At 48.5% G+C, this 1930-nt stretch carries 2 protein-coding genes; both read right to left on the bottom strand.

Annotation, left to right across the window (positions count from 1 at the left end):
* Positions 1-51: 51 nt before the first annotated feature.
* Entirely contained in the window at positions 52-825 is a 774-nt protein-coding gene (istB, locus tag EMM73_RS19690; RefSeq protein WP_127688464.1) for an IS21-like element helper ATPase IstB, read from the bottom strand.
* Positions 822-1856, bottom strand: coding sequence for an IS21 family transposase (istA, locus tag EMM73_RS19685; RefSeq protein WP_409994320.1), 1035 nt, complete (start codon positions 1854-1856; stop codon positions 822-824). The genes istB and istA overlap by 4 nt, the downstream gene beginning before the upstream one ends.
* Between the last annotated feature and the right edge of the window lie 74 nt (positions 1857-1930).

The raw sequence follows: 1930 nt of genomic DNA, 5'->3' as shown, positions 1-1930 counted from the left end.
TGTCAACAACAGTCTAAAAGTGATCCACAGCAACAATCTAAAAGTGATCCACTACTCCTTGGGTTTATCCATTAATCCGGCTTGTTTCTTTTCTTTGATCCGATAGCTTTCTCCTTTAATTTGTAAGATGTGAGAGTGATGTAAAACCCGGTCTAACATGGCTGAGGTAAGTGCTGTATCGTTAGCAAACACCTGTCCCCACTGACCGAATGGCAAGTTACTGGTCAGGATCACTGAGCCTTTTTCATACCGTTTGGCTATCACGTCAAACAATAATTTTGACTCATGTGCGCTAAAGGGCAGATAGCCGATTTCATCAATAATAAGTAGCCTTGGCGCTACAACAGAGCGCTGCATCACTTGCTTATAGTTGTCCTGACGCTGTGCTGTGGCCAGTTGCAGGATTAAATCAGATGCACTCACGAAGCGGGTTTTGATCCCCGCCTGAACCGCTTTGTAGCCCAGTGCTACTGCAATATGGGTTTTACCTACTCCCGATGGTCCAAGCATGACGACGTTTTCTTGCCGCTCTATAAATGACAGTGAAGCTAACTCTGTGACCTGCCTTTTGGGCACCCCAGAGGCGAAGGCATAATCAAATTCCTCCAATGTTTTGAGCGCCGGGAAGCCTGCCATTCGCGTAAATATATGCTGCTTGCGCTGGTGTCGGGAACGCTTTTCACACTGGAGAACCTGCTCAAGGAAGGTCAGATAGTCCCATTCTTCTTTCGCCGCTTGCTGAGCTAAATCACAGGCATTGGCATCAATGCCTGGCAGCTGTAACGCTGTAGTAAGTTCACTAAGACGTGATAATTGCAGGTTCATATGGCCTCCATCAGTTGGTCATAGATACTCAGATCATGATGCAACGGTTGCTGACTTAGCACGCTTAACAACGGCAACGAACTGTGTTCGGGCAACGTCGAAGCGACAGGTAATAAGTGAGGCGGCAAGGCCTGCAGGGCTTTACGTTCCTCCACCAGCCGCTCTGCTGGCTTTTGTTTGGTGGTGTCATGGATACGTTGATGCGCCACGGTTTCAAGCCATAGGGCAGCCTGTTCATTGGCGGTGTTTATATCCAGTGTCTGACCCTGTGCCATCAGTTTGGTTTGAAGGGGGCGGAAGAAGTTGTCCCGTACATAACGAACCATCCGCTCAACCTTGCCTTTGGTTTGAGGCCGGTAGGTGTGGCACAGTTTGGGGATAAATCCCATGCTTTTGGCAAACTGGTAAAACGCCTGGTTGAGCTTATGCTCACCTTCACCGTATGCATCACGCTCAATGACGACGGTTTTCATATTGTCATACCACACTTCGCGCGGGACGCCCTGGAAGTAATCAAAGGTCAGGCGGTGGCACTGCTCCAGGGTGGCGTAACGCATGTTATCGGTAAATACCACCATCATCGCCCGGCTATACCCTAACACCGCGATAAATGCATGAATGGGCTCTTTACCCCCTTGCATTTGTCCCCAATCGACCTGCATTTGCTTGCCCACTTCGGTTTCAAACCGAACTACAGGCTCTGGCACAGGTTTGCCACGGTACTGATACAAGTACTGACGTAACAACGACAAGCTGCCGGTATAACCGAGTTCTTTGAGTTCGCGGAACAGGACTTCACCAGACAGATGAACGGGCTTGGCCTGTGCAATACGTGAATGTAAAAAGGACTTATAGGGATTAAGCAGCGAACGGCCTTTTGTCCGGGTCGAATAGACCGGGGTATCTATTTTGGCGCGAAGATAACGCTTCACCGTGTTACGTGATATGCCCAGTTGTTTGGCGATAGCACGTTGTGAAAGGCCTTGCTGATGCAAAATCTGAATTTTCATGAGTTCTTCTTTTGTGATCAAAGTGCCTCCGAAAAGGCACCATAGTGAAAACAAGTGGATCAGATTTCAATTGTTGGAGTGGATCAGTTTTGCAT

Source organism: Rheinheimera sediminis (genome assembly GCF_004005375.1).
GTDB lineage: Bacteria > Pseudomonadota > Gammaproteobacteria > Enterobacterales > Alteromonadaceae > Pararheinheimera.
This window is presented reverse-complemented; position numbering and strand designations above follow the sequence as displayed.

What these genes read in the sequence shown, in the direction of transcription:
- istB (WP_127688464.1), bottom strand. Translation starts at nt 825, where the DNA reads ATGAACCTGCAATTATCACGTCTTAGTGAACTTACTACAGCGTTACAG.